Source organism: Bacillus licheniformis DSM 13 = ATCC 14580, from assembly GCF_000011645.1.
GTDB classification, from domain to species: Bacteria; Bacillota; Bacilli; order Bacillales; family Bacillaceae; genus Bacillus; species Bacillus licheniformis.
Window position 1 is genome coordinate 4,045,880 of sequence record NC_006270.3, and the last position, 26,261, is coordinate 4,072,140.

23 protein-coding genes and 1 pseudogene are annotated in these 26,261 nt (G+C 43.8%); 4 read left to right on the forward strand and 20 right to left on the reverse strand.

Annotated elements, in window-relative coordinates; genetic code table 11:
• Window position 1 precedes the first annotated feature (1 nt).
• The 20 genes from TRNA_RS42215 to TRNA_RS42310 form a co-directional block, all read right to left on the reverse strand.
• Window positions 2-1,006 (reverse strand): sensor histidine kinase, encoded by a 1,005-nt coding sequence (locus TRNA_RS42215; protein WP_003177737.1) that lies wholly within the window; start codon window positions 1,004-1,006, stop codon window positions 2-4.
• Between the two features lie 5 nt (window positions 1,007-1,011).
• Complete coding sequence (locus TRNA_RS42220; RefSeq protein ID WP_003177739.1) at window positions 1,012-1,698, reverse strand: response regulator transcription factor; 687 nt, start codon at window positions 1,696-1,698, stop codon at window positions 1,012-1,014.
• Window positions 1,699-1,808: 110 nt separating this feature from the next.
• Window positions 1,809-3,218 (reverse strand): glycoside hydrolase family 1 protein, encoded by a 1,410-nt coding sequence (locus TRNA_RS42225; RefSeq protein ID WP_009329956.1) that lies wholly within the window; start codon window positions 3,216-3,218, stop codon window positions 1,809-1,811.
• Window positions 3,219-3,258: 40 nt separating this feature from the next.
• A complete protein-coding gene (locus TRNA_RS42230; RefSeq protein ID WP_003177744.1) occupies window positions 3,259-5,103 on the reverse strand; it encodes a beta-glucoside-specific PTS transporter subunit IIABC in 1,845 nt (614 codons plus the stop codon).
• Window positions 5,104-5,431: 328 nt separating this feature from the next.
• Window positions 5,432-5,974 (reverse strand): hypothetical protein, encoded by a 543-nt coding sequence (locus tag TRNA_RS42235; protein WP_009329959.1) that lies wholly within the window; start codon window positions 5,972-5,974, stop codon window positions 5,432-5,434.
• An 18-nt stretch (window positions 5,975-5,992) separates the two neighbouring features.
• Entirely contained in the window at window positions 5,993-6,982 is a 990-nt protein-coding gene (locus tag TRNA_RS42240) for a choloylglycine hydrolase family protein (RefSeq protein WP_009329961.1), read from the reverse strand.
• Between the two features lie 127 nt (window positions 6,983-7,109).
• Window positions 7,110-7,955, reverse strand: a complete 846-nt coding sequence (locus TRNA_RS42245; protein ID WP_011198448.1) for a hypothetical protein — start codon at window positions 7,953-7,955, stop codon at window positions 7,110-7,112.
• A gap of 38 nt (window positions 7,956-7,993) precedes the next feature.
• Window positions 7,994-8,989 carry a DUF4236 domain-containing protein gene (locus tag TRNA_RS42250; protein WP_011198449.1) on the reverse strand — a complete coding sequence of 332 codons (996 nt, stop codon included), beginning with the start codon at window positions 8,987-8,989 and terminating at the stop codon, window positions 7,994-7,996.
• Window positions 8,990-9,176: 187 nt separating this feature from the next.
• Entirely contained in the window at window positions 9,177-10,604 is a 1,428-nt protein-coding gene (locus TRNA_RS42255; RefSeq protein WP_011198450.1) for a glycoside hydrolase family 43 protein, read from the reverse strand.
• A 110-nt stretch (window positions 10,605-10,714) separates the two neighbouring features.
• Window positions 10,715-12,160, reverse strand: a complete 1,446-nt coding sequence (locus TRNA_RS42260; protein WP_003177757.1) for a DEAD/DEAH box helicase — start codon at window positions 12,158-12,160, stop codon at window positions 10,715-10,717.
• 138 nt (window positions 12,161-12,298) lie between these two features.
• Window positions 12,299-12,901 (reverse strand): hypothetical protein, encoded by a 603-nt coding sequence (locus TRNA_RS42265; protein WP_003177759.1) that lies wholly within the window; start codon window positions 12,899-12,901, stop codon window positions 12,299-12,301.
• A gap of 18 nt (window positions 12,902-12,919) precedes the next feature.
• Window positions 12,920-13,699, reverse strand: a complete 780-nt coding sequence (locus TRNA_RS42270) for a hypothetical protein (protein ID WP_003177761.1) — start codon at window positions 13,697-13,699, stop codon at window positions 12,920-12,922.
• A 14-nt stretch (window positions 13,700-13,713) separates the two neighbouring features.
• Window positions 13,714-15,306, reverse strand: a complete 1,593-nt coding sequence (locus TRNA_RS42275; protein WP_003177763.1) for a ribonuclease YeeF family protein — start codon at window positions 15,304-15,306, stop codon at window positions 13,714-13,716.
• A gap of 17 nt (window positions 15,307-15,323) precedes the next feature.
• Entirely contained in the window at window positions 15,324-15,593 is a 270-nt protein-coding gene (locus tag TRNA_RS42280) for a YwqI/YxiC family protein (protein WP_009329967.1), read from the reverse strand.
• 9 nt (window positions 15,594-15,602) lie between these two features.
• Window positions 15,603-15,995, reverse strand: a complete 393-nt coding sequence (locus TRNA_RS42285; RefSeq protein WP_003177767.1) for a DUF5082 domain-containing protein — start codon at window positions 15,993-15,995, stop codon at window positions 15,603-15,605.
• Between the two features lie 328 nt (window positions 15,996-16,323).
• Window positions 16,324-17,625: a pyrimidine-nucleoside phosphorylase gene (locus tag TRNA_RS42290; RefSeq protein WP_003177769.1), complete on the reverse strand. Its 1,302-nt coding sequence runs from the start codon at window positions 17,623-17,625 to the stop codon at window positions 16,324-16,326.
• 30 nt (window positions 17,626-17,655) lie between these two features.
• The gene (locus TRNA_RS42295) at window positions 17,656-18,837 is read right to left on the reverse strand and encodes a NupC/NupG family nucleoside CNT transporter (protein ID WP_003177771.1); all 1,182 of its coding nucleotides are present in this window, start codon (window positions 18,835-18,837) and stop codon (window positions 17,656-17,658) included.
• 81 nt (window positions 18,838-18,918) lie between these two features.
• Complete coding sequence (gene deoC / locus TRNA_RS42300) at window positions 18,919-19,590, reverse strand: deoxyribose-phosphate aldolase (protein ID WP_011198451.1); 672 nt, start codon at window positions 19,588-19,590, stop codon at window positions 18,919-18,921.
• 125 nt (window positions 19,591-19,715) lie between these two features.
• Entirely contained in the window at window positions 19,716-20,654 is a 939-nt protein-coding gene (locus tag TRNA_RS42305) for a sugar-binding transcriptional regulator (RefSeq protein ID WP_003177775.1), read from the reverse strand.
• Between the two features lie 35 nt (window positions 20,655-20,689).
• Entirely contained in the window at window positions 20,690-21,124 is a 435-nt protein-coding gene (locus TRNA_RS42310; protein WP_011198452.1) for a DUF4275 family protein, read from the reverse strand.
• A gap of 254 nt (window positions 21,125-21,378) precedes the next feature.
• On the opposite strand from TRNA_RS42310, the gene TRNA_RS42315 reads away from it, so the two are divergent.
• The 4 genes and pseudogenes from TRNA_RS42315 to TRNA_RS42330 all read left to right on the forward strand — a co-directional run bounded on the left by TRNA_RS42315 (window position 21,379) and on the right by TRNA_RS42330 (window position 26,261).
• Window positions 21,379-22,461 carry a hypothetical protein gene (locus TRNA_RS42315; protein ID WP_025807337.1) on the forward strand — a complete coding sequence of 361 codons (1,083 nt, stop codon included), beginning with the start codon at window positions 21,379-21,381 and terminating at the stop codon, window positions 22,459-22,461.
• The gene (locus TRNA_RS42320) at window positions 22,442-23,293 is read left to right on the forward strand and encodes a diguanylate cyclase domain-containing protein (RefSeq protein ID WP_003177783.1); all 852 of its coding nucleotides are present in this window, start codon (window positions 22,442-22,444) and stop codon (window positions 23,291-23,293) included. Before TRNA_RS42315 ends, TRNA_RS42320 begins: the two co-directional genes overlap by 20 nt.
• Window positions 23,283-25,013 (forward strand): DUF2334 domain-containing protein, encoded by a 1,731-nt coding sequence (locus TRNA_RS42325; protein WP_011198453.1) that lies wholly within the window; start codon window positions 23,283-23,285, stop codon window positions 25,011-25,013. Before TRNA_RS42320 ends, TRNA_RS42325 begins: the two co-directional genes overlap by 11 nt.
• Window positions 25,006-26,261, forward strand: a pseudogene (locus TRNA_RS42330) (glycosyltransferase family 2 protein). The gene TRNA_RS42325 and the pseudogene TRNA_RS42330 overlap by 8 nt, the downstream one beginning before the upstream one ends.

Sequence of the window (26,261 nt, forward strand, 5' to 3'; positions counted from 1 at the left end):
GTCACACGCCCAGCACACGGGAAAATTCATTCCGCATTGGAAAAATCAGCGTAAAGGTTGTACCCGTTCCCGGTTTAGAATCAACCTCGATATGAATCAGGAGCGGCTTTGCCGCTTTTTTTGCCAAGTACAGCCCCATTCCCGTGGCGGCCTGATCATGATGCTCCGTTGTTGATGTAAAGCCTTTGTCAAACACGCGCGGCATATCTTTTGGATCGATGCCCCGTCCAAAGTCTTGAACAGCGAGATGCACTTTGCCATCCTGCTCATAGCTTTTAATCAAAACATCGGATGCTTCGCTGTATTTCACCGCGTTTGTCAGCAGCTGCCTAATGATAAAAGACAGCCACTTCGCATCGCTGAGCACTTCCCCCGCCTCCAGCTGTATATCAAACCCGATCCCTTTTGGAATGCACCATGATTGCAAATCTTTTATTTCTTTAAAGATCATAGGTTTAAGCTCTAGGACTTCAAGGGACAAGTCATTTTCGATAAATGACATCCGCTTTTGATGGAGCTGGCGGTCGAGCAGCAGGTGGATGCGCAGCCATTCGTACGCAAGCCTCGCTTTTAAAGATTGATCCTCAATCGTCTCCATGATCAAATGCATGGCGGTAAGCGGCGTTTTGACTTCATGTATCCAGGCCATGAGCTCATCTTTTTCATTCTCCAATGCCAGGCGATGCTGTGCCGCCTCTTGCTTTAACTGTTTCGTTTGTTCGGCTATGCTTTTTTCAATCATCGTTTCAAAAGGGGTTTCCGCCTCTCGAATGTTTGTCACATCGAGATTGTGGTCCCATTCTTCAAGACTTTTATAAAACTTCGTTTCCTTCCGAAAGCGGACAATTACAAAAACGATAAAAATAAACGAGGACAAATAGGTCATATACAAAATCGACGTAAAAGGAATGGATGCATCGACATAAGCGATAAACAGAAAGAGGATCTGCTGCAAAACAAATATGGCGATCCAGCTTCGCCTCTCGGTCAAAAACGCTTTCAGCATTCTCATCATCCTTCTTCTTTCGCCATATAGCCCTGGCCGACCTTCGTCTCGATATATTGCCCCAAGTTCAAGGCATCGAGTTTTTTTCTTAAGCGGTTTACGTTGACTGTCAGCGTGTTATCGCTGACAAAGCGTTCATCGTTCCATAGGCTTCTCATCAATTCTTCCCTGCTGACAATTTTGTTTTTTTGGTCGATCAATTGTTTTAAAATGAACATTTCATTCCTTGTCAGTTCGATCGCCCCCGCCTTATTGCTGACGCGGTTTTGTTCGGGATCAACGGTTGCACCGCACCACGTTTTTTTAAGAATCTCAGGCTCTGTATTATAGTCGTAGACGCGACGGAAAATCGCCTGGATCTTGGCAATCAGCACGTCAAAATGAAACGGCTTCTGAATATAATCATCCGCTCCGAACTGCATGGACATGACCATATCAGCAGGATGATCGCGCGAAGATAAAAAGAGAATCGGAACGTTGGAACGGGAGCGGATCTGCCGGCACCAATGAAACCCGTCATATTTAGGCAGCTGAATATCGATGATGACGCAGTCTGGCTTAATCGCCGCAAACTCCTGCATCACTTCGCTGAAATCGTTGATGCCGTATACCTCGTATGACCACCCGGTTAACCGCTCTTTTATTTCTTGAAACAGCGATTCATCATCTTCTATCAACAGCAGTTTAAACATTTGCCTCACCGCGCTTTTTTCTATTTTCTAAATCAAGTGTATAGCAAATTGTTTTCACGCGCTACAGAGAAAAAAAAGGGCCGTCCTGTAAAGGACAGCCATTCTGTATATCACAAACTCTCGCCATTCGTTTCGATTACTTTCTTATACCAGTAAAAGCTTTTCTTTCTCGTTCTTGAAAGCGTGCCTTTTCCTTCATTGTCACGATCGACGTAAATATAGCCGTAGCGCTTTTTCATTTCGGCGGTGGATGCGCTGACCAGGTCGATCGGGCCCCATGATGTGTAGCCGATTAAGTCGACGCCGTCTGCAATGGCTTCTCTTACTTCTTTTAAATGATCGCGCAAATAGTTGATTCTGTAGTCATCCTGGATGGAGCCGTCTTCTTCGACGACATCGACGGCGCCGAGCCCGTTTTCAACAATGAAAAGCGGCTTTTGATAGCGGTCGTACAATGTATTCAGCGTAATGCGGATCCCTTTAGGATCGATCTGCCAGCCCCATTCGGACGATTCAAGGTACGGATTTTTGACGCCGCCGAGCAGGTTGCCTTCCGTTTTTGCCAAGTCTTCCGGACTCGTGCTTGCGACCATTGACATGTAGTAGCTGAAACCGATATAGTCGACGGTGTTTTCCTTTAAGATGTCTTCATCACCTTCAGCCATTTCAATCGTAATTCCGTTTTCCTTAAAGAAGCGCTTCATATAGCCCGGATAAGCCCCGCGCGCCTGTACATCCGAGAAAAACAGCGTTCTTCTCTCATTCTCCATCGCAGCGAGCACGTCTTCCGGCTTTGGCGTCATCGGGTATGTCGTCGTTGCGGCGATCATGCAGCCGATTTTAGCGTCCGGAATGATGTCGTGCCCCGCTTTAACGGCAAGAGCGCTTGCGACAAATAGATGATGCGCCGCTTGGTACATCGCATTTAACTTGTTTTCGCCTTCTTCAAACACAAGGCCTCCGCCTGTAAACGGCGCATGCAGAACCATGTTGATTTCATTGAATGTCATCCAGTATTTTACTTTTTCTTTATAGCGGGTGAAAACCGTTTTCGCATAATGCTCATAGCAATCGATCACTTTCCGGTTTTTCCAGCCGCCGTATTTTTTAATCAGACCGAGCGGCATTTCGTAGTGGGAAATCGTCACCACTGGCTCAATATTGTATTTTAATAGCTCGTCAAAGAGGCGATCATAAAATTCGAGTCCCTCTTCATTCGGTTCAGTTTCATCGCCGTTAGGAAAAATCCGCGTCCAGGCAATCGATGTCCGGAATGCTTTAAATCCCATTTCGGCGAAAAGAGCGATATCTTCTTTGTAGCGGTGGTAAAAATCGATGCCTTCATGATACAGGTTCAATGACTCCATCGACTCATCGAATGGATACATGACGCCGTTCGGCGACACATCGGCTGTCGAGAGTCCTTTCCCGCCGACATTATAGGCGCCTTCCACTTGGTTTGCGGCAACCGCTCCGCCCCATAAAAAACCTTCAGGAAACTTTTTCGTTTGTTCAGTCATATCATTTCACCTCATCCAAATTTGTCAGGCTTTCCTCTTTCTACGCCAGCGCGATCAGCGCTTCCTCAATGTCAACGCTTTCATCTGATTTCAAAGGTTTGATCGACTGGTACCGGTCCGTATTTGTGATGATAACCGGCGTGATCAACTGATAGCCTGCATCCTTAATCGCATCCATATCAAATGAGACAAGCTCGTCTCCCGGTTTTACAGCGTCGCCTTTATTGACATGCACGGTAAAGTGCTCGCCGTTCAATTTCACCGTGTCGATTCCGATATGGATAATAATTTCCGCCCCATTGTCGCTTGTAATGCCGAGGGCGTGCTTCGTTTGAAAAACGGTTGTGATCGTGCCTGATACCGGCGACACCACTTTGCCTTCTTCAGGCTCAATGGCGACGCCTTTTCCCATGACTTCTCCAGAAAATGTCGCATCATCCACTTCACTCAATGCTTTGACTTCGCCTTTCAGCGGGCTTTGAATGATCTCTCCCGCGCCCGCTTCAGATGGAGCGGCTCCTTGTTCAGCGGCTTCATCTGAAGGAATGTCTTCAAACCCCAATACAAAAGCAAACGCCGTTGCGGCAAAGAACGCGATGACGATACCGATCATTGCCTGTATAAAAGTCGGGCCGATAAACGTCGTAATTCCCGGCAAACCGACGTTTCCGCCAATAATATATGCTGCTACGCCGGTGATGCCGTAAAATGCTCCTCCGACAGCGGCGCCGAGAAGCGCGGATACAAACGGCTTTTTCAGCCTCATGTTGACACCGTACATCGCCGGCTCTGTAATCCCCATCAAAGCCGTGATGCTTGTCGTCAGCGACAATGATTTGAATTTCTTATTTCTGGATCGCAGGAAGACGGCAAATGACGCGCCAGCCTGCCCCATATTCGCCAAGAACATCGCAGGTATCAAGTAATCGTAGCCGTTTTGCGTAATGTTGTTGAACATAACCGGAATGAAAGCATAGTGCATTCCTGTCATGACGATCAGCGAGAACGTTCCTGCTAAAAGGATCATCGTGATTAAACCGGCATTTTCAAATAAACCGTTCACACCGATTGACAGATAGTTCCCTGCAATCGCACCGAGCGGACCGACCGTAATTAATGTGACAGGCACGACAACCAGCAGCGTCAGCGTCGGTACAAAAATCATCTTCAACGAAGTCGGGGTGACTTTGTCAATCCATTTCTCAACGTAAGATGCAATCCAAATCGCGAGCAGGATCGGAATGACGGTCGACGAATAAGTGGCAGCGGTTACAGGCAATCCGACAAAGGAAATGCTTTTCCCTGAACCGAGAAGCGCTGTCAGATCGGGATGCAGAATCGCCGCTCCGATCGCCGCCGCAACATAAGGATTACTGCCGAATTTTCTCGCGGCACTGACCGCCAGCAAAATCGGCAGGAAGTAAAATGCTCCGTCGCCGATGGCGGATAAAATGGTGTGGACCTGGCTAGTTTCGCTCATCCAGCCGAACGTGACGGCGATTGCAATGATCCCCTTGATCATACCCGCTCCGGCGATCGCCGGGAGAATCGGCGTAAATACGCCTGATATCACATCAAAAATGGCGGACAGCACGTTTTTCTTTTTGCCAGCTTGCTGCTCGCCCGCTTTTTCATCGCTGAGCCCGCTGTTGGCAATGATCGCTTTATACACCTTAGGGACATCATTTCCAATGATGATTTGAAACTGCTGGCCGCTGATGTTGGTGCCCATTACAGCCGGAAGACTTTCCAGTTTCGCGCGGTCTGCCTTCGCATTGTCATAAAGATTGAAACGCAGTCTTGTCATGCAGTGAATCACGCTCTGTACGTTCTCTTCACCGCCCACGAGTTGTAAAATGTCCTTCGATACTTTATTATAATCCATATGAGTACCTCCTCTTTGGGGGAATCTGCCGGACTGAAGGTGGCCGCCTTCACCCGGCTTTTTTTATTGGCCTGCTGCCGAAAGAATCCTCGAAATCTCACATCACCTCCTTATTTTGGGTATAAAAAAAACCTAAATTACGCCGGCTTAAACGGGACAATGCCCCAGAAAGCTGTACGCAACTTAGGTTTTGCCTGCAAAAGCAGTAACAATCCTTAAGAAACTTGCTGATATTAGTTTGTAACTATACTTTAGCACCCGTTTTTGTTCATGTCAACGCTTTCATTACAAATGTCTCATAAAAAATAGAATACATGAAAACTAAAAACTAAGACTTTATACCTTCATTTCTTCGTTTTCTAGCTTTCGCCGCCTTTTTCATAAGCAATGCAGGGTTTCGCCTTGCTTTCCTTCGCGCCGCCGGCTCTACAACTGCTTCTTTCGGTTCCTGCTGCTTATGAAGAATGAATCCGGCAGCCATAAACGGAATCCCTGATAAGTTCGTGAAAATGTTTTTAATGCCCATCGCTAAAATAAAAGATCCCCATGGAGAAAACGGATCTTTTTTGATTTTTACGTAAGCGGCGATTTCCAAGGCAATAAAAATGATCGACTGTGCTAATATCACTATCAGCAAGCCCAAAATGAACAAGAGGCCCAAATTAAATAATGTGCCTGAGTAGAGCATCAATTTCAGCGCAGCTACGAAAGTTCCAGCCTCCATATATCCGTCCGTGACATTTGGATTCCAAACAGCATAAGCGTCAAGCTGATGTTTGAAATGAAAAAACAAAAATAAAATGAACAACCAATATATGCTATGTAAACTGATGCCTAATAAAATGAGTCTGTCTGCTGCTTTGTTTTGCAATGTTGCTCCTTCTTTCGTTTATGATTGAAGAGAATGAACCGTCTCTTCCTGCTTTGGCTGAAACGCCTTTAATTCGTTGCTGTCCAGGTCTTCCTGTAATAAGCAAACCTTTTGAATCTGCCTGTTTTGATAATGGTGAAAATAGTAGCTGCACGTCTCGCTGCACATTACCGCCGTATATTGGGTGTAATCGTCTTCGCCTTGATCAGTCATAACAACCCCTTTAGGAATATTCATATTGGAGAGGACATGAAACGCGGCAGAGACGCCTTCTGTTTCATCGGACACAGGCTTCATGTGCTCTTTCAAAAATGCAGCCCTGACAAAGCGGGATGGCGGCGTAAAATCTCCTGGCAATCCGGACAGCCCGGAACCTTGACCAAAAGCCGACAGCGTCAGGCCTCCCATTTTTTTCGCGGCAAACTGTCCCGGCTGAAGACCGATAAAGTTGCGCAAATTGGTCAAATGCCAAGGGAAATCCGGACTGTTCGTCAGCACGCCGACCGGATTATCATGAATTTGAATGCCGTCTGCCGTCGGTTCAACAACGACGCTTGCCCCGGAGCGGTCCGTTAATAGCCAATGCAGCGGCGTCACCGTACTCAGCAAGCTGACCTCTCTCTCAACAATGTTTAAGGAAACAGCCGCTTTTTTCACATCCTCCAAATCGCCGCATTCCGACAGCACCCATGTCACGAATTCGTGCGGCGCAAGATTGCGGCTTTGCTCTTTTGCTTCGTTTTCATACACAGCATAGCCCGGGAAATAAAGCGCCGCGCAAGACAATCCTTTTTCATTCACACCATCGGCAAACAGAGCATTCTTGAGCCTTCTGCCCATCCCGATAAACGCATACCGGCCGGCATGCTCGCTGCCGTCCGCTTCACTTTTCCATTTGTAGCGACGCGGATGCAACAGCACCTCCCCGTTAAGCTCAAAATCAAAATCCATCGTCCTCGCCAATAAATGCTCCCGGCCCGCAGTCGTCAACGTGATACTTGTACACATTGCGCTTCATCCTTTTTGTTTGATATTACACTTCGTGAACTATTTTTATGTTATCGAATTGGAAAAGATTCGTCAAAATGAAAGGGGTTATAGAAAAAAGCCGGGGTTTTCATCCCGGCACATAAATTCATTCAACAATTTTTCTTTTTTCTTTAAATTTAGTATAATCATCAACTATACTTTTTAAAAGTCGATCTATAGCTGTAAATACCGTAAGGATTAAGAACATGATATAGTCATTAGCAGAATCAGCAACCTCTAACCCTATTACAATTTTAAAATCGGAAAAACTTTTTGAAATGGTTATAATCAACAATAACAGGTACCCAATAATCCTTCTAATATTTTGTTCTTCCGTATTGAAAGTTGAAAAGTAAATCCAACTTGCTAACGTTAGAGGTAGGGTCAATAAAAATAAATAAAAAATACTATAAGGTATACTGTTAACTTCGGTTAAAAAAGTTAAAATTAAAATTAAAAATAAACAATGAAAATACAGACTCATTCCTGTTTTTCCAAAAAACACTTTTAATCTATCAAAAATATAACTATTTCTATTCACTTTAGAGATAGTATTTTCAATTAAACTCTCGTATTCTTTTTGATTTTTTTCTAATTCTTTTTTAATATTTAAATTAAAATCCCCTATAAAGATAGTACAAAAAAGAAAGAAAGCTAGTAATCCAAAAAATAAAAAATTGAGAAGAGAGTTGCTTGGTGATAAAACACAAAATAAACTTACGGCAATAAAGATAATCATTAATAAAATAAAAAAGTACTCACTAGCTCTCAATGTCTTTTTATAAATTAATAAGGTATTTTTTTGTTCAACAAACTTTCTAAACTTTTTAAAGCTCTCCTTACTCATGTATTTGATAGAAGGAAATATAAATTTATCAAGAACAAAGTTAGATCCAAACTTTACTATACATGCAATAATAATTAATAAAATGATTAATAAAATAAGACTCATTTCATCTACCTCGTATCAAAATTAAAGGTGTATACCTTCTACAGTTGGAGACCCTTAGTCTTTTTAAAATCCAAACTAGTTTCAAAGAGTTGAAGAGTATCAATTGGTTTAATGTAATTAATATTTAAAGCCATGAACTGCTCTTTTTTAAATTTAACGCCAAAGATAGTCATTGTTTTCTCATGTCCATCCACTGTATCAATTCTTTTTTCTAAAACATTAATCGATACAGTCTCAACAGGAATTATTTGAAAGATTACTTTTGCTAAACCTATAGAAAGACTGGCAATAAAGTTTAATTGGTTTTGATAATATTTTGTTTTGGTTAGCTTTTTAGTTAACAAGTTCCCAGCAGAAGAGATGTATTCTTCTTGATTCGGTAAAATTGATGTGTCCACTAATAGATTCAATAAAACTTCACTATTTTCATTCGAAATAATCTCTTTTATTTTTCCTATAGTATCTTCAATCTTAATAATATCTTCTAAAATTTCACTATAAGCAACACTGTTTTTGTCATCAATAATTTTCACAAATTTTTGTTGCTTTACCCACTCATCATATTCTTTCTTATATTTAGTTTCTGCATCAGTAATTTCTTTATTTAACTTTTCAATTTTTGTTTTATCTAATCTAAGAATTCTCTCAAAGAAATTGGGTTTATAATTATTTAAATCACTTTTTAATTGAGCTACATTAATCTCTGGCGGTGACTCTTTTTTAATTTCTTCCCAATTTATTTGCCTGCTCGTTAATCTCGTATGAAATGAAGTTAAATGATTGAGGTAAGCATTAAGCTCTAAATTATTTGAATAATTGTTATTATTCAAGTGACTTTGTTTTTGTGATGAAGAAATAGATTTACTGGAACTATAAGATAGACCTGTACCGGGGATTTTTGCACTTGTTGTTACTTTGCCAGAAGTATTATAAGTTATCCTGCCATTTTTGCCCCCTAAAGTCATCCCAACACTTTTTTTATTTATATTAAGTTTGACACCAGGCATTATTTTAAAACTCCTTTTAAAACCCATTTTATCAACACCCCTTGTTGATTTTTCTTCATAGAATCTCACGAACAACTTATGTAGTAAAAAAGACCATATATGTATTATCGTATAATCCATCCTGAATTTCCATATTAAAACAACCATTTGATCTAAATCATTTAAAAAGCACATACCTTTAATCAGGAATGTGCTTTTAGAGATGAAATTCCTTTTAAAATTCCGCTCTTTTTAAACTACTCCCCCAAACCGCATCTCCCTCACGAGACAACGCACTAAACGTCATCACCTTACGCTCAGAAGCCGCATCCCACTGACGCAAAAACACGCCATCGTAGGTTTTTCCGTCGATCTTGAGTTCTATTTTGTTATGCCCCGTGTTCTTCCACGTTCCGGCTACTGCGCCTGTTATTTTGCCATTTTGATTCAAGCGGATTTCTTTCGATTCTTTAATATCTGCGGAGATGTCTTTGCCGTGCCTCACCAATTCGTAATCGCCAATCACATCTGACTTTTTCACCTTTTCAAGCTTCTCTCCGGCATAGCGGTGAGGGGCGACAACCGGCCAGCCTTGTTTGTTCATCAGCAATTGGTGGACGCGGACTTCGTGCTCCTCGCCCCGTCCCGGGAAGCGGGTGTGGAAGATTAAATATGATTTACCGCTTTTTTCATCGTAAAAGGCAGAGTTATGGCCCGGCGACACATAGCCGTTTTTATTGTTAAATGAGAAATTTCCCATCAGTTTGACGCCGTACGGTTCGATTGAACGATCGTCAAAAAGCGTTCCTTCTTTGCCGCGGACGTCAATCATCGCGTGGCCTTCTGCATCATAATAAGGGCCGTCAGGGTTTTTGGAGCGGGCGACGCGAATGTTGTACCCGCCGTCAGCGGCAAGCCCCCCGAAGGACATGTACAGGTAGTAATACTGTGTTTCAGGATGGTAGAGAATATATGCGCCTTCAATACGGCTGTGGTTGCCGCCGATCAGCTTTTTGCCGTATCCCTGTCCCGGAAGCGGAAATCCGGTTTTCTTGTCCATTTCTAAAATAAAAATTCCGCCGGAATAGGAGCCGTACACCATCCACAGCTTTCCGTTTTGATCAAAGAATGTGTGGGGATCGACGACATTTGGGTGCTTTGTCGCGTCATAAGGCGTCCCGTCATTGCTGATCCCATCCATTCCCGACTTCAGAAAAATGCCTTTATTTTTGTATGGACCTTCAATGTCGTCTGCGACAGCAAGCCCGAGGGCGGATCTCGGAGAATCCCCGCGGCAGGCGTTGTAATACATATAAAACTTGCCGTCCTCAAGCTGGGTGACATCAGGTGCCCACAACGTATCAGATTCAGCCCATTCAAAGGTTTCTTTTAATTCTTCATAGACGTTCGGAATCAGAGGATTGCCGTCGTGGACACTCGAGGAAATTTGCGTCCAATTCATCAGGTCCGTCGATTTGGCCGAAGCTAAATGGGAGCCGAAGACATAGTACGTGCCATTCGCTTTAATAATCGATGGATCATGTACCGTCACTTCTGAAAAAACAGGTTTTTGAGTTTGTGCAGAGGCTTGGTTTGGCGCGAAACATGCAGCAATGATGAAAAGCAATGCAAGGACTTGGATGAAACACTTTCTCATATTCATTTGTTCTCCTCTCTTTTAAAACGCTTTCATTTTTTGACAATCCATCATATGCTGCTTATCCAAGGTTTATTACGAGCAAAAAAGCTCCCGACAAAATCGGCAGCCTAAGATTATTTCCTCGCTTTATGCACTTTCAGCAATTTCCCTTTCACTGTCGTGTTTTTCATCGCATCTAAGACGAGCGGACCTTTGCCGTTTAAAATTTCAACGAATGAACCTTGCTCCTGGATCGTGATAATCCCGATATCCTCGGCGGAGACGCCGTCAATTTTAGCAATCGTTCCGACGAAATCAACAGCTCTAAGCTTCTTCTTTTTTCCCCCGTTAAAGTAGAGCCTCATGATTTCCTTATTTAACGATTCGCTCTTGTCCTGTTTAAGCTCCGGCTTCCTATTGATTTTCTTTTGAAACGCCGCTTTTGCCCGTGCAATTTCTTCTTTTGACGGCTCCTCAATAATAGGAATATGAAAACCGATATAGTCTTCAATGTCAGCAATCATCCTCTTTTCACGCGCACTGGCAAGAGTAATCGCTTTTCCCCGGCTGCCGGCTCGGCCTGTTCTTCCGGTACGATGCACATAGCTTTCTTGATCTAATGGCAGCTCATAGTTGATGACATGTGTGATGTTCTCAATGTCGATGCCTCTTGCCGCCACATCTGTCGCGATTAAATAGCGGAACGCTCCCCGTCTGAAACGGTTCATCACGGCAAAACGATCCTCCTGAGGCATGCCGCCGTGAATTTTCTCGCACGGATAACCCAAAACGGATAGGCGCCACTGCAACTCATTCACTTGCTCCTGTGTGCGGCAAAAGACGATGCAGCTGTCCGGGTTTTCAACAATGAACAGATCCACTAAAAGCGAAAATGGATCATTTTCGTTTACAATGATCAGTTGATGCTCGATGTCTGCGGTTGTCGTACCGCCTGCTTTAATCTCGATTTTCAAAGGGTCTTTCATATATTGAAGGGATAGATGCTCCACATCCTCCGGAAAAGTTGCTGAAAACAGCATTGTCAGCCGTTCTTCAGGCAAATGGCGGATGATTGCTCCCACTTGATCGATAAATCCCATATTCAGCATTTCATCGGCCTCATCGATGACAAGGTATTTCAGTTTTTCTAATGGAAGGGTTCCTTTTTCAATGTGATCCAATACGCGGCCCGGCGGCCCGACAACGATATGGCATTTTTGCTTGAGCTCCGTTTTTTGCCGTTCAAAGGATGACTTCCCGTAAACAGCCGCTGCTTTTATTCTTTTATAGCGGCCGATGTTCGTCAAATCCTCCTTAACCTGAGCGGCAAGCTCGCGCGTCGGTGTCAAAACCAAGGCTTGTGGTTTGTTCTCTTCCCATTCGGTCAGCTCGCAAAGCGGAATTCCGAACGCGGCCGTCTTCCCGCTCCCCGTCCGCGATTTCACCACAACATCCCGCTTTTTAAGCACCGCGGGAATCACTTCGCTCTGCACCGCAGTCGGCTCCTTATATCCTAAGTGATCGAGCGCTTTCGTAATATCGCCGCTTAATGCATAGTCTCTAAAACTGGCTTTGCTCATGAATGAACTCCTTTTGGTCATATGATTTCCAGTGGATGACGGTGTTATGAATGTGATTATACGCTAATCATGACTGATTTCAAAAAGACATGACAAAGAGGCTGCAATCAGTGCAACCCTAAGAAACACCCTACAGTATCAATTGTTTTCAAAAATTAATCCGATCATAGTAAGCTCCCACAGCAAAACAGCGATGAAAATGACGCCCAGTAGACGCTGTAATACAAAAGGGAGGCGGGCTAAAACGATTTGGACTTCGTAATTTAAAGAGGAAACCAGAATGGCTACATATCGAAAAAAGTCGGTGATCAGCCCATTTGATTCGTCATATACGTTGACTTCATATAGCTTAATGATTAATGTTGGTACAAACAAAGAAACAAATGCAAACACCATGTTAATTGTTAAATATATGATAAGCGCAGAATTGGGATACGGTATATCCCCTGACATCGCAAATCCAAAAAATAAACTAAAAATAGAAAAAACAAATATACCTATTGGGATATTGGTCTTTCTTATAGCTCTTGAAGGAGGGCGCGCAATTGTCTTTTTTGTTTGAAAACCATATACCAATGCAAGTAAAATGATAAACAGCTCAGCAATGCAAACAAACATAAAAAACATAACATTGGCGTTTTTTTCCCAATAAGGTTTATTCAACAACAATAGAGCAGTTAACAATATTAGAATAACATTGCTTCTCAGCCAAAAGAATCGGCTTTTTTTAAAAGAGAACATAAATAGAAATCCTTTCTACTATAAATCATAAAATTCATTCATTGTATCCACTATTTTCCCAAAATATTCGTCGACTGCCACTGGTAGAAGATATAGCGAGCCAGTTTTTTTAATATTTTCATAATCTAAATGCCAAATGAAATTATCACTTCTTAATAAAAAAGCAACTTGATCTAATCTTGTTTGATTTTGAATATAGTCACTTTCTACAAAAGAAATATTATCGAGCTCTTGGTTGTTTGCTAAAAAGTCAAAGGAAAATTGACTTATAGTCGGATGCGTTTTCGGGTCTTCCGCCATTCTTTTAATAACGTCAGCTTCAACCTCGTGAAACTCATCAAATGAATCTTCATCCATTTCAAAAATTTCATGTTCTGGTTTTTTATCTGTATATGAATGATAAAATGTTTTCAACATTTCTAAAAACGACTCTCTGCTTCTTAAAATCGAAAAACTATGATTTTGATTTTCGATCTCCTGCACAATGAGTTCATCTTTTTGAACATGGTGTACAATCAGCACCCTTTTCCGATGGATACAACGAACTTTTCGCTTTGATTGAATGAGTAAGTGAATCAGGTTTTCTAACCCTTTTTGTAAATTAGATTCTGTGCCATCAGCCCAATATCCTCTTTGTTTTAAAAGATTTTCGGCTTGAATTGAAAATGGCTCAATATCTTTTTCATCTTGAATCAACTGCTGATCATTGATAATATCTTCAGCAGCTTTTTCATACCTACACAATAAAAATGCGGCAACGAGTTCATTTGTTGTTAATATAATTTTAGAGTCTAACATTATACTCCTCCTTATTACCTGAACCAGCTAGTGACAAATTCCTTTGCACCTGAGAGTCCGTCTGAAATTGTATCTGTAGTTTCAGAGGCCTTTTGACTTAACCATTCACCAGCTTCCTTACCTTTATCTTCTATCCAACCTGCAGCATCTTCTCCCCATTCTTTTACTTGATCTCCCGCAATTATGGATCCAGTTATACCAATACCAGCTCCAATTGCTCCTCCAATAAGGGTGCCAGGACCTGGACATACTAATGAACCCAGTCCAGCTCCGCTAGCGGTCAACGCTCCAACTCCAGCATCCATTCCAATCCCTGCTGAAAATCGGCCAAATTTTTCGAACCAAGATTTATCTTTATTATCATCACTAAAAAACTCAGCTCCATTTGTAGTCAAGGAGAATATTGTTCCAGCATAAGGTATTTTTTTGGCGAGTTTTGTAATACTAGCTTCATCCTTAAACTTCCCAACAGTCCCTTTCACATCAACCTTAGTCTTATAACTCTTCAGTTCCTCTGGCTTATGCTTTAGGAAACTTTGGCTCTCCAAAATTTTCTTGTAGGAGATCCTTGTTGTGTTAGGCCCCAATCCAACAATCTTTCTCAAAAGGCCGCTTGGTTTATTTTGAAATTTGCCGAGCCATTTTTTTATTGGTTTGCTTGAGTTTGGATCGCCTTTTTTCAGGATGTTGTAAACAAACTGAGCCACCTTGGAATCGTATTTTCCGTTAGCTCCTTGCGTCCATTTCGGAGAGGCTTTCACACGGAAGTTTCCTTTTCCGTCTTTTTCAAGCTCAAGCATTTTCGTCGCCAGTACATTCACGGCTATGACGCCTTTTGTTACGGCCAACGCGCCGTTTCCTGTTCCGATTAAATCAAGCCATTCAGCGATTCTGCCCATCATTGTCGGATCGTCTTGTTTTTCTGCTAAATCAACGGCTTCGTCAATCATTTGTTTAACGACATCTGTTTCAGAAAAGTAGTTTTCAACCTCTTTAATCGTTTTTTTAGATAAGATCGCGCCTCCCTTTGACCAAGTGTTCACCTTTTCAGTGAGCTTGGATAGCTGAGCGATCGAATTTGACGATTGTTTTAATATAGAATTAGCATCGCGATCAAGCTCTTTTAAATCAGACACCGTGTTGTTCACATGTTTTTTGGCTTCGGAAATATGCTCATTAAATGATGCCAAAGAGATAGATCCGCCCCCAATTAAGTGGCTGATTTTATCAACTTCGTCATTAATCGAATCAACCGTATCATTCGTTTGACGTTTCAGTTCTGTTAAGCCCTTTTTGACGTCATGCGTCAGAAATTCTTCTTTTACAAAACCCTCTGTTGATTCATAAGTTCTGATTTTTGCTTTAATGTCTTTTAAATTCTGTATGTATTGATCTATAAAGTGCTGAAAATAAAGCAGCACGGGAAGATGAAGAACAGAAAAGTGTTCTTTGATCGCATTTCCGCCTTCTCCTTTTAATGCATCATCAAGCTCTGCAATTTTTTGTACACTTTCCCTTATGGCGTTGATCTCTTTTTCCTCCTGCTTTTTTTCCTTAATCAATTGGTCAATCGCGTCAATGACTTCAGAAACATCTAAAACTTTCAAGAGAAAACCAGCCCTCCTTATTTCATTTTTTGAGAGATGTTTTTATCAGTATCAATCAAGACTTTAATGTTTGACCATGCGTCCTTTTCAACTGATGATAGCGCCTCCTTGTATTTTTTTAGTAGTTGCTCGTATTCCTTTTCGATTTTTTTTATTTTGTTCACTACATCCATTGAAGAATTAGAGATATCGGCTTTTGAACCTGATATCGAAAGTGCGCTGATTTTTGTCTGAAGGCTTGAAAACACCGTTTTGACTTCTTCTGCTTTTACCTTTATTTCTGCCATTATTTCACCTCAATGATTGACTTGTTTTTTTATATCTGTAAGCTGTTGTTTTTGTATACTTAGAAACATCTCCATATTAGAAATTTGCATTTCAAGATTTTCAATCTCTTGCTCAATATGCGAAATCAGACCATCTGTTTCTCTCTGTATATTTTGATAGCTGTGTGCAATGTTTGATCTAATATTGATAAATTGCTTTGTATGTCTGCCATTCCATATATGTGATGTAATATCTGGCTGATTGATGAGAGTGGCATTGTTTGAAAGGGTGTGAAGTTCACCGGTAATAGCTGTTTTTGCTTTTTTCAGTTCAGCGATTTTGCTTTGGGTATCCTTTATATTGTGAGATAAAGAAGAAATATCTTTTTCCAAAGAAGAGATTTTAGCAGCATGGTTAGACATATCGGGTTCACCTCATTTTTCAGAAAATAAAAATCCGCACGTTACTATTCGCTTATTCCACTGTATTTCGGTTAGGTATATTGTTGCTTTACGGGAGAATCTAACGTTCTTGTAAATCAGACCTTTTTCATATTACAATATCATCCAAAATAGGTAAATAGGATAATGGACTTGGTTTTCTTGGATTTTCTTGAATCGATCAATTCAAGATACAAACGATGTTATTTAAAATAGCGTCCTGGACTTAGTTCAAATGACCTTTTCTCAAATTCCGTGACATCAAAAAAACAGCACACACCCAAAGGTATGTGCTGTTTTGCATGTTCCTCTATTCCGTAATCACCGTATGCACAAGCTTCGGTGCTTCGGCTGTTTCCGCGATTTGGATGTTGTCGTAGACTTTTGCGATGACGTCATCGACATTTTCGCGGTTTGCGTATAGGGTAACCAATGGTTCGCCTTTTTCGACTGCGTCGCCGACTTTTTTGCGGAGCATGATGCCGACGGCGAGGTCGATTTTGTCTTCTTTTGTTGCGCGGCCGGCGCCCAGCAGCATGGCCGCAACGCCGATTTGATCGGCGACGATTTCAGACACGACACCCGCTTCTTTGGCAGGAACGTCGATTTTATAGGCAGCCTGAGGCAGCTTTTCTGGGTTATCCGCGACAGAGCTGTCGCCGCCTTGATTCTGCAGGAAGTCTTTGAATTTTTGCAGCGCTTTTCCGTTTTTCATCACGTCGATCAGTTTCTCTCTTGCTTCGTCAAGGGTCTCCGCTTTTTTGGCGAGAACGACCATTTGGCTGCCCAATGTTAAGACAAGCTCAGTCAAGTCTTCAGGACCTTCGCCTTTTAATGTATCAATCGCCTCTTTCACTTCAAGCGCATTTCCGATGGCAAACCCCAGCGGCTGGGACATGTCGGAGATGACGGCCATCGTTTGGCGGCCGACATTGTTTCCGATGCGGACCATTGCTTTTGCAAGGTTGACTGCATCTTCATCGGTTTTCATAAATGCGCCGGCGCCCGTTTTGACGTCAAGGACAATCGCATCCGCCCCTGCGGCGATTTTCTTGCTCATGATCGAGCTGGCAATCAGCGGGATCGAATTGACCGTGCCTGTCACATCGCGAAGGGCGTACAGTTTTTTGTCAGCAGGCGTCAAGTTTCCGCTTTGGCCGATAACGGCGACCTTGTCGCGGTTGACGAGCTCGATGAATTCATCTTTGGAAAGTTCCACGTGAAACCCTTTGATCGCTTCGAGCTTGTCAATTGTTCCCCCTGTGTGTCCGAGGCCGCGTCCCGACATTTTGGCGACGGGTACGTCGAGAGCCGCGACAAGCGGTGCAAGTACGAGCGTCGTCGTGTCGCCGACGCCTCCTGTTGAGTGTTTGTCGACCTTGATACCTTCAATCGCGGAAAGGTCGATCGTTTCGCCTGAGTTGACCATCGCCATCGTGAGATCGGCCCGCTCTCTGTCCGTCATGTCCTGAAAATAGATGGCCATCGCCAGAGCGCTCGCTTGATAGTCAGGAATGCTGCCGTCGGTGTAGCCTTTAATGAAAAATTGAATTTCTTCTGTTGTCAATTCTTCTCCATTTTGTTTTTTTGTGATGATATCAACCATTCTCATTGTGATCACCAGTCCTTTTTTCAATGTTTATCAATAGATCAATCCTACAACGGTCGCTGTCAAGAAACTGACGAGCGTTGCGCCGTACAGCAATTTCAACCCGAAGCGCGCGACGACGTTTCCTTGTTTCTCATTCAGTCCTTTAACCGCACCGGCGATAATACCGATCGATGAGAAATTGGCAAATGAGACGAGGAAGACGGAAACAATCGCTTCGGTGCGGCCGCTGAAATGGAAGCTGCCTTGTGCGAGAGACTGCATCGCGACAAATTCATTTGAGACCATTTTGGTTGCCATGATACTTCCAGCATTCACCGCTTCATGCCATGGAATACCCATCAGGAAGGCAAACGGCGCAAAAATAAATCCGAGCAGTTCCTGGAATGATATACCTAGTGCGGCGCTGAAAATGCCGTTAATCATTGCGATGATCGCGACAAATCCGATCAGCATGGCGGCCACGACGACGGCGACTTTAAAGCCGTCCATAATATATTCGCCCAGCATTTCAAAGAAGGATTGTTTTTCCTCTTCCTGTACCTCTACCATATCATGTTCTCGATCGACTTCATAAGGATTGATAATCGAAGCGATAATAAATCCGCCGAATAAGTTCAATACGAGCGCGGTGACAACGTATTCGGGCTTCAGCATCGTCATATAGGCGCCGACGATAGACATCGAGACGGTCGACATCGCCGAAGCGCACAGCGTATAAAGTCTGTGTTTAGGCAGCAGGCCAAGCTGCTTTTTTAACGAAATGAATACTTCAGATTGCCCCAGTATCGCCGAAGCCACGGCATTGTATGACTCCAGTTTGCCCATCCCGTTGATTTTGCTGAGCGCAAGACCAATATATTTTATAATAAACGGAAGGATTCTCCAATATTGCAGAATACCGATTAAAGCAGATATAAAAACAATCGGTAGAAGTACGCTGATGAAGAATGTGGATTCATTCACATTCACCAGTCCGCCAAAGACAAAATTCACACCTTCTGCCGCATATTCAAGCAAATAGCCGAAGCCCTTGGCAAAACCGCCGACGAGATAGTTTCCGACACCCGTGTTCAGCAATATATATCCCAATGCGAATTGCAGCACGATCATGACGATAACCGGGCGGTATTTCACTCTTTTCTTTCCGCTGCTGACCAGCCATGCAAGCCCTAAGACGACAAATAAACCAATGAGCCCGATGAGATATTTCATGTTTTGATCCTCCTGGTGATGTATTCGCTTACATTTTTGTATCTGCGCGCAGGAAGCTTCCGCTTCCCGCCGCACTGGATCTTAGTAGTTATCTTCATTTTTTCCTTCTGCTCCGCTGACGATGGAAACGCCTGCGCTTGCACCGATCCGGGTCGCGCCGTTTGAGATCATGGTTTCAACGTCCTCTTTTGTACGAATCCCTCCGGATGCTTTGACACCGATGTCAGGTCCGACGGTTTTCCGCATCAGGGCGATATCTTCCGCTGTCGCTCCGCCGGTTGAGAACCCGGTTGAGGTTTTGACAAAGTCGGCACCGGCAGCAACAGCCAGGCGGCAGGCGCGCTCTTTTTCTTCGTCTGTCAACAGACACGTTTCAATGATGACTTTAACAAGCGCTTTACCTTTTGCGGCTTCAACGACCGCGCGGATGTCGGCCTCGACAAAGTCATCGTTTCCGTCTTTTAAAGCGGCGATGTTGATGACCATGTCCACCTCTGTCGCGCCTTTTGCGATAGCGTCTTTTGTTTCAAACGCTTTTGTCTCTGTCGTGTTGGCGCCCAGCGGAAAACCGATGACCGTGCAAACGTCGATTTCCGTTCCCTTCAGCTCTTCGGCGGCAAATTCGACCCATGTCGGGTTGACGCAGACTGAAGCGAATTGGTATGCTTTCGCTTCTTCTATTAATTTCTTAATCTCGGATTTTTGTGTATGCGGTTTCAATGCTGTATGATCAATGAGATTTGCAATCGTCATTTACTAGCACTTCCTTTGTATAAGATAGTTTCAGCATAACCGATTTTTGAACAAATGTAAATTATCATATGAAATTTTGTTCAATAGAAAATAAAGTAAAATCCAGGCTGTTCTTCCTGGACACTTCAGTCATCAAGCAGTTCTTTCGCCGTGTGCTGATCAATAATCAGCACATTGGCATACTTGCCTTTGAGCGCACCATGAATAGCGGCTTTTTTCCGGCTGCCGCCCGCTACGAGAATCGACCGTTCTTTTTCCCTCAAGTCAGCCAATTCAATGCCGATCGTCCGCGAATCGATAGCATCGCTGCAAATGTTTCCTTCCGCATCAAAAAAGCGCGAACAAATATCGCCGACTCCACGTTCTTTCAGGAGGGCTTTTTCCTCTTCATGAAAATACCCCAGCCTGAACAGCAAGGCTTCATCGCGTACCGTGCCGACTGTAAATAACGCAATGTTTGCCTGTTTTCCCATTTCTATGATCCGCTTGATGTGCCTGTCCTGTTCCACCATCTGTTTGACTTCCGGATTGTCAAACACGACCGGAAGCGGCAAATACCTCGGCATCGTTTGAAAAGCTTCGGCAAACAGCTGAATCGTTTCAGACGAATAAGTGTTGACGCTGGAATGGCTGATTCCGCCTTTCAGTTGAACGACCTCTGCGCCCTTCACCTGTTTAGGCTGCATATTTTGGGCGATTTGGTACATCGTCGTCCCCCAGCTGACGCCGACAATGTCGCCGTCCTTGACTGCGCCGTGCATATATTCGGCCCCGAAGCGGCTGAGATAATGCGTGATGGTCGTATAATCCGCGGTCGGCGAAAAGACAACATGCGCTTCTAGAAGCCCGTATTTTTCCTCAAGCATCGCACCGAGCGCATCCATATCTTCAAACGGGTCCATAACGCGGATTTGGACATACCCCTTTTCCTTGGCGAACTGCAGCAGCCTTGATACCGTCGGTCTTGAAATCTGCAGCTGTTCGGCGATTTGCTGCTGGCTGTAGTCAGACTGATAGTAGAGCCTCGCTGCTTCAATGCTCAATTGCTGTTTTTCCTTGTCCATCACGTTCCTCCCCTTTAGTAACGCTTTAACCCATATTATATAGGTTCATGCTCCTTCTCATCCAGCTGAATTGCAAAATACGGTCCGTATGCAGACTCATGCGTCACCGCATATGTCCATGTCATATGTTTATCCGTTATATATGCATCTTCTTCTCCTTTCAGATCTGCGGCTATCAGTTGTTCAGCATGTTCAAGAATATAGGCGTCATCCGTGTGCTGGTAGAATAAAAAGCAATCGCGCTTCGGCTGTTCGCTAAAGGCTTGATCGGCCTGTCCGCCGGTAAAACACGGCTTCATCCCATAGCTGAATAAATGCCACAAAAAATGGCTCACCAAGATCGCGTCCCTTTCCGGAAGCTCCATGCTTGCGGCAAAACGGTTTTCCCACGTTTTTCTCAAGTAAGAGCCCCACTTCGGTATTTCTGTCACTTTCACATTTTGTCTTTCAAGCTTGCTGATGATGTACATTCAGGCCCTCCGTTTATTTTATTTTTCCAAGCGCTAGCACACCCGCTAGTTCTCTTCTACATTTCCCCTTTTAAAAATCAATACGAAAATCCTGCTATTGATGGAAAAACATTTTATTATTGGACTTACGTCCTGTTTTTGGATAGTCCAAAAAGATCAAATAAATCTAGCAATCTCCATTTTTTCATTTATAATAAATAAGTCAAAATCATTACTCAAAAAAACATTCGGGGTGATCTATCGTGAAAGCACCCGTGAGGTATATATGGATTGGTATGATCCTGTGCTTTTTATCCGTCAGTCTGGCCGTCGGCTGCATCAAAGCTGAAGATCAGTCAGATGATGAGAAAAATGATGAAGCGCTTCAGCCTGCCGAACACTTCGTTTACCGTCATTTAATGAGCGATCAGGGGCTGATCAAAACCGGCTTTTCCGACCAGCCTGTTTACTTGTCGGAATCGCTTGGCTTGTGGATGGAGTTTTTGATCAGCAAAAAAGACGGCGAGCATTTCCATGAGCAATATCAGCACCTGAACGAATCCTTCCTTATGAACAACAACCTGGTGTCATGGCAAATCCAAAACGGCCAGGCAAGCGGGGTGAACGCCCTGATCGATGATCTCAGAATCATGGTGAGCCTCGATCAAGCGGCAGCTCTATGGGGAAACAGCGAGTATAAACAAACCGCTCGGAACATCGGTGCCGCATTAAGAAAATACAACATGAACAACGGGATATTGACGGACTTTTACGACTCCGCCTCTCAATCCGCGGCAAAAGATATCACGCTTTCCTATATCATGCCGGATGCGCTATCCATCTTGAAAAAGAATGGAGTGATAAATAAAGAACTCGAAAGTCGGAATGCCAGCATTCTTTATCTCGCCCCTTTGAAAAACGGTTTTCTCCCAAAAGCATACAGTACAGAAACGAAAGCATACACCTATGACCATGAAGTCAATCTCATTGATCAGCTTTACGCAGCTTGGCATTTACCTCCGAAGGATCAAAAAGCCGCTGTATTAGCGGATTGGCTCAAACAGACGTTTCAAACCGGCGGAAAACTGTATGGCCGGTATTCGCTCGATACAAAAAAGCCGGCGGTCCAATACGAGTCTCCATCCGTCTACGCGTTGGCGATTTTATTCTTCATCAACCAAAACGAAGATAAAACCGTCATTAAAGCGCTGTATGATCGAATGAATGATTTTGAAATTCTTGATTCGTCCGAGACGTATTATGGGGGATATATGAGCGGAAATGATACGCATTCTTTTGATAATCTGCTGCCCCTATTAGCCGAAAGGAAGCTTTTAAATGAAAATCTCATTCAATGAATCGCATAAAATGTTCGCTTATATGACAGGACTTGCAGCAGCGCTTGCGTTGTTCATCCATTATATCTCAGTCCAGCGGTTCGAACCCGTTCTCATCATTTGCATCACACTTGCCATCATCGCAGCAGGAATATGGCTCGGATCGATTTACGCACTGGCTGGGACCATCATCGTCCTGTTTGTTCTCGGCACTTTGATGATGTTTTTTCACACAGGCCAAGGAGAAGCTGCTTCGTCTGAAACCGGACTGCAAATGCTCGTCATCTGGGGAGTGGCGCTGTTGCTGTTTTCCTTTATGTCAGGGAGAATACACGACATCGCGATCGGACTTCACCGCTCCGTCAAACACCTTCAAGACGAAATCAAAAGCTTTGTTGCGATTGACAGGGTGACAGGCTTTGATAATAAACAGAGGATGAAGCTGGAGCTGTCAGAAGAAATCAAGCGGGCGGAGCGGTATGGCAACTCGTTTGTTTTTTTACTGCTTCATATGCATTATTTCAAAGAGTTCAAATCCCTGTACGGAGAAAAAGAAACCGATCGTCTCTTTCAATTTGTCAGCAGTCAAATCAGATCATGTGTCCGGGAAACCGATAAAAAGTTCCGGCCTGCCGAGGAGCGGTTCGGCATCCTGCTGACACACACGCCTGCCGAACATATGCCCGCCGTCCTTGAAAAACTGAAGAAACAGCTGGATACGTACCAGCTGAAAAACGGCAAGTATGTCACCTTGACCTTCCACGTGTGCCACTTATCATATCAGAACGATTTAAAGACTGCCGATCAATTTTTAGAAGAACTAGAAAACGAGATGATGATGAATGAACTGTAAGCGGCTATTACTTCTATACGCGGCTGTGCTTATCCTGTCTGCGGCTTTTTATGTTCCGGACAGCGCCGAGGCAAAGCAGCAGGAGCACGGCATTCTCATCGTCTATTCAACATTGGATGGAAAAGAGTCAGCCGATGTGAAAATTCTCGACCTTATCGCCGGCCATTTTTCATCCCGTGTGGCCGTCATAAAAGACGCGGATGTCAAAGCATCGGATCTCGCAACAAAAGACCGCGTCATCTATTACGGACAAACGAAAAGAAAGCTGAGCAAAAAGCTCGCGCAGCTGATCAGCTCCTCCAAAAAACCTGTGATAGCGATCGGCTTTAACGCCGGGCAGTTCAGCCAATTTGCAGGTCTTACGCTCAAAAGCAAAGACAATGTGTATCAGATTCGCAGCACAAATGAGGAAAACGATTCCTCTTTAGAAAGCGGAGTCCGTGTCCTCGACGTATCAGGATTGAAGGGAAAAGCATTGTACACATACAAAGCTGACGAAGGAAAAGCTCGTCCTTTTGGATGGAAAACCGGCAAAGGAAACGTGTACATCGGGTTAACCGATTTGCTAAACAACAGCCTCCTCGCCGCTAAACAGCTCAGACAGGCATTTGGTGAAACGGCCGGCAGCACGCTGTTATATTTGCGGCTTGAGGATATCAGCCCGATGTCGGATGAAAAACTGCTGCTCCAAGCCGGATCTTATCTGCATAAACGGAATATTCCTTTTATCCTTTCTGTGATTCCGGTATATGTCAATCCTGAAACAGGCGACAAAGTCTATATGTCTGATAAGCCGAAGCTGGTCAAAGTACTGAGGAAGCTTCAGGATATGGGCGGAAGCGTAATTGTCCACGGGTATACCCATACATACCGCTACAGCGAAACCGGTGAAGGATTCGAGTTTTGGGATGCCAAAGCCGATCAGCCGATCACATCGGAAAATGCGGAAGAGCCCGCGACCCTTTTGCAAAAGGAACAGAGCTTTCCGAATGAAGAGGCATATCGAAACTATTTGAAGCCGTTCAGAAAGAATGAAGAAACTTACACGCGGCAGAAGCTGACGAACGCTATTGAGGATCTCACCGCGGAAGGGCTGTATCCGCTCGCGTTTGAAGCGCCGCACTATACGGTGTCAGAGCACGGCTATCAAATCGCCTCACAATATTTCACAAGCTTGTTCGGCCAGGTTCAGCTTAGCGATACAACATGGAAAACGTCAGGCGCCGGTCCATTTGTTACGAATCCGGCCATGCTCCATGGGATGACGCTCTATCCCGAGACAATCGGCTATGTCGATCAATCGGAGCAAAATCCGCTCGGCAAAGTCGAGGAGCGCATCTCTCAAATGATCGATTTTGAAGGCGGAGTAGCCGGCGCATTTTATCATCCTTATCTTGGAATGAAATATCTTCCTGAACTGGTTGATCAAATGGAACGCATTCCAAACAGCGAATGGCTCGATATTAAAAAGACAAAGCAAACTGTTAACACAGATAAAGTAGAAATTCACACAAGCGGAGATGGAACGATTCAAGTCAAAAGCAAAGTCAGCCCCATTGAGACGTTTTTCGATCATCACCAGCAAAGCCCGCTGGAAAAGGCGCTTTGGATTCTCTCTCTTATTGTGCTCTTGTTTGTTGTCATGTTTGTGAGCTATACCCTTTACTTGAGAGCCACATTAAAAAAACGAATCTTTAAGGAGAGAAAAAGCCGTGGGTAATGTTCTGTTCCTAGTCTCGTTAAGCTTAATATGGGTCATGCTTCTGTATCACATGTTTTTGATGCAGGGCGGATTCCGCCACTATATGACCTTCGAACGGAACATTCCGAAGTGGAAAGAGAACGTGAAGGATCTCCCGAAGGTCAGCGTTCTGATTCCGGCGCATAACGAAGAGGTCGTCATTCGGCAGACGCTGAAGGCGATGGTCAACCTCTATTATCCGAAGGACCGGCTGGAGATTATTGTCGTCAACGACAATTCATCCGACCGGACGGGTGACATTGTGGATGAATTTTCCACGCAATACGGCTTTATTAAAATGGTCGTGACCAAACCGCCGCATGCCGGAAAGGGAAAATCGTCGGCGCTCAACTGCGGTTTTGCCGAGTCAAACGGGGACGTCATTTGTGTATATGACGCCGACAACACGCCGGAAAAAATGGCTGTTTATTACCTTGTCCTCGGGCTCATGAATGATCAGAAAGCCGGAGCGGTGGTGGGAAAATTCCGCGTCATCAATGCGGCGAAAACATTGCTCACAAAATTTATTAACATCGAAACGATTTGTTTTCAATGGATGGCACAGGGCGGGAGATGGAAATGGTTCAAAATCGCCACGATCCCCGGCACCAATTTCGCCATCAGAAGAAGCATTATCGAACAGCTGGGCGGCTGGGATGATAAGGCGCTGGCCGAAGATACCGAGCTTACGATCCGGGTCTACAACCTCGGCTACCACATCCGCTTCTTTCCGGCGGCCGTCACTTGGGAACAGGAGCCGGAAACGTGGAAAGTCTGGTGGCGTCAGCGGACAAGGTGGGCTCGCGGCAACCAGTATGTCGTCCTGAAATTTTTGGCTCAGTTTTTCAAGCTGAAGAGAAAACGGATTATTTTTGATTTGTTTTATTTCTTTTTTACGTATTTTTTGTTTTTCTTTGGCGTCATCATGTCAAATGCGATTTTTGTCATCAATTTATTTTATAATCTGCATCTTTCATTCGGTTTTTTGTCTATCATTTTATGGGTTTTGGCTTTCTTTCTATTTATGACGAAGGTCATGATTACACTGAGCATCGAAAAAACAGAAATGAACAGGCAAAACTTTTTCATCGTTTTTCTGATGTACTTTACATACTCGCAGGCTTGGATTGTGCTCGTGATTTATTCTTTATTCGTAGAAATCAAGCACCGCCTGTTCAAGCAACATGGTACAAAACAGAACGATACAATCAAAAGAAAAGCGGGTGA

Excerpts from the sequence above, each read along its gene's own strand:
- TRNA_RS42215 (WP_003177737.1), bottom strand. The coding sequence starts at position 1,006 with ATGCTGAAAGCGTTTTTGACCGAGAGGCGAAGCTGGATCGCCATATTT.
- TRNA_RS42220 (WP_003177739.1), bottom strand. The coding sequence starts at position 1,698 with ATGTTTAAACTGCTGTTGATAGAAGATGATGAATCGCTGTTTCAAGAA.
- TRNA_RS42225 (WP_009329956.1), bottom strand. The coding sequence starts at position 3,218 with ATGACTGAACAAACGAAAAAGTTTCCTGAAGGTTTTTTATGGGGCGGA.
- TRNA_RS42230 (WP_003177744.1), bottom strand. The coding sequence starts at position 5,103 with ATGGATTATAATAAAGTATCGAAGGACATTTTACAACTCGTGGGCGGT.
- TRNA_RS42240 (WP_009329961.1), bottom strand. The coding sequence starts at position 6,982 with ATGTGTACAAGTATCACGTTGACGACTGCGGGCCGGGAGCATTTATTG.
- TRNA_RS42245 (WP_011198448.1), bottom strand. The coding sequence starts at position 7,955 with ATGAGTCTTATTTTATTAATCATTTTATTAATTATTATTGCATGTATA.
- TRNA_RS42250 (WP_011198449.1), bottom strand. The coding sequence starts at position 8,989 with ATGGGTTTTAAAAGGAGTTTTAAAATAATGCCTGGTGTCAAACTTAAT.
- TRNA_RS42255 (WP_011198450.1), bottom strand. The coding sequence starts at position 10,604 with ATGAATATGAGAAAGTGTTTCATCCAAGTCCTTGCATTGCTTTTCATC.
- TRNA_RS42260 (WP_003177757.1), bottom strand. The coding sequence starts at position 12,160 with ATGAGCAAAGCCAGTTTTAGAGACTATGCATTAAGCGGCGATATTACG.
- TRNA_RS42265 (WP_003177759.1), bottom strand. The coding sequence starts at position 12,901 with ATGTTCTCTTTTAAAAAAAGCCGATTCTTTTGGCTGAGAAGCAATGTT.
- TRNA_RS42270 (WP_003177761.1), bottom strand. The coding sequence starts at position 13,699 with ATGTTAGACTCTAAAATTATATTAACAACAAATGAACTCGTTGCCGCA.
- TRNA_RS42280 (WP_009329967.1), bottom strand. The coding sequence starts at position 15,593 with ATGGCAGAAATAAAGGTAAAAGCAGAAGAAGTCAAAACGGTGTTTTCA.
- TRNA_RS42285 (WP_003177767.1), bottom strand. The coding sequence starts at position 15,995 with ATGTCTAACCATGCTGCTAAAATCTCTTCTTTGGAAAAAGATATTTCT.
- TRNA_RS42290 (WP_003177769.1), bottom strand. The coding sequence starts at position 17,625 with ATGAGAATGGTTGATATCATCACAAAAAAACAAAATGGAGAAGAATTG.
- TRNA_RS42295 (WP_003177771.1), bottom strand. The coding sequence starts at position 18,837 with ATGAAATATCTCATCGGGCTCATTGGTTTATTTGTCGTCTTAGGGCTT.
- deoC (WP_011198451.1), bottom strand. The coding sequence starts at position 19,590 with ATGACGATTGCAAATCTCATTGATCATACAGCATTGAAACCGCATACA.
- TRNA_RS42305 (WP_003177775.1), bottom strand. The coding sequence starts at position 20,654 with ATGGACAAGGAAAAACAGCAATTGAGCATTGAAGCAGCGAGGCTCTAC.
- TRNA_RS42310 (WP_011198452.1), bottom strand. The coding sequence starts at position 21,124 with ATGTACATCATCAGCAAGCTTGAAAGACAAAATGTGAAAGTGACAGAA.
- TRNA_RS42320 (WP_003177783.1), top strand. The coding sequence starts at position 22,442 with ATGAAAATCTCATTCAATGAATCGCATAAAATGTTCGCTTATATGACA.
- TRNA_RS42325 (WP_011198453.1), top strand. The coding sequence starts at position 23,283 with ATGAACTGTAAGCGGCTATTACTTCTATACGCGGCTGTGCTTATCCTG.